Source organism: Streptomyces calidiresistens (genome assembly GCF_014141525.1).
Lineage (GTDB): Bacteria > Actinomycetota > Actinomycetes > Streptomycetales > Streptomycetaceae > Streptomyces > Streptomyces calidiresistens.
The window spans coordinates 1-656 of the sequence record NZ_VKHS01001320.1 but is presented as its reverse complement, the minus strand read 5'-3'; the positions used below and the strand labels follow the sequence as shown (position 1 = coordinate 656).

Here is a 656-nt window from a genome sequence, read left to right as displayed (position 1 = left end):
GCCCATGATCGCCTTCGTCGCCGGCCCCGTGGCCGCGCTGGGCCCCGACACCGCCGTCGTGGAGGTGGGCGGGATCGGTATCGACGTCCGCTGCACCCCCGACACCCTCGCCGGGCTGCGGGTGGGCGAGCCCGCCCGCCTGGCCACCTCCCTGGTGGTGCGGGAGGACTCCCTGACCCTCTACGGCTTCCCCGACGAGGACGCCCGGCGCACCTTCGAGTTGCTCCAGACCGCCGGTGGCGTCGGTCCCCGGCTCGCCCAGGCGATGCTCGCCGTGCACCGGCCCGACGACCTGCGGCGCGCGGTCGCCACCGGTGACGAGAAGGCGCTCACCGCCGTCCCGGGCATCGGGAAGAAGGGCGCGCAGAAACTTCTCCTGGAACTCCGCGACCGTCTCGGGGCGCCGGTCGGCACGGCTCCCCGCCCCACCGCCGCGGCGCCCCGGGAGGACTCCTGGCAGGAGCAGCTGCACGCGGCGCTCACCGGCCTGGGATGGTCCGCGCGCGAGGCCGACCGCGGCGTGCGCGAGGTCGAGCCGGAGGCCGCCGCGCGGCTCGCCGAGGGTGCCCGGCCCGAACTGCCCGTCCTGCTGCGCGCCGCGTTGCGCCGGCTCGGTGCCGGGAGGGCCGGATGAACGACTTCGCGGAGGGGGGACG

General features: G+C 77.1%; 1 protein-coding gene. It reads left to right on the top strand.

Going from position 1 to position 656, the window contains the following annotated elements:
- Positions 1-4: 4 nt before the first annotated feature.
- Positions 5-634 (top strand): Holliday junction branch migration protein RuvA, encoded by a 630-nt coding sequence (gene ruvA / locus FOE67_RS27090; protein ID WP_182667453.1) that lies wholly within the window; start codon positions 5-7, stop codon positions 632-634.
- Positions 635-656 lie beyond the last annotated feature (22 nt).

What these genes read in the sequence shown, in the direction of transcription:
- ruvA (WP_182667453.1), top strand. Translation starts at nt 5, where the DNA reads ATGATCGCCTTCGTCGCCGGCCCCGTGGCCGCGCTGGGCCCCGACACC.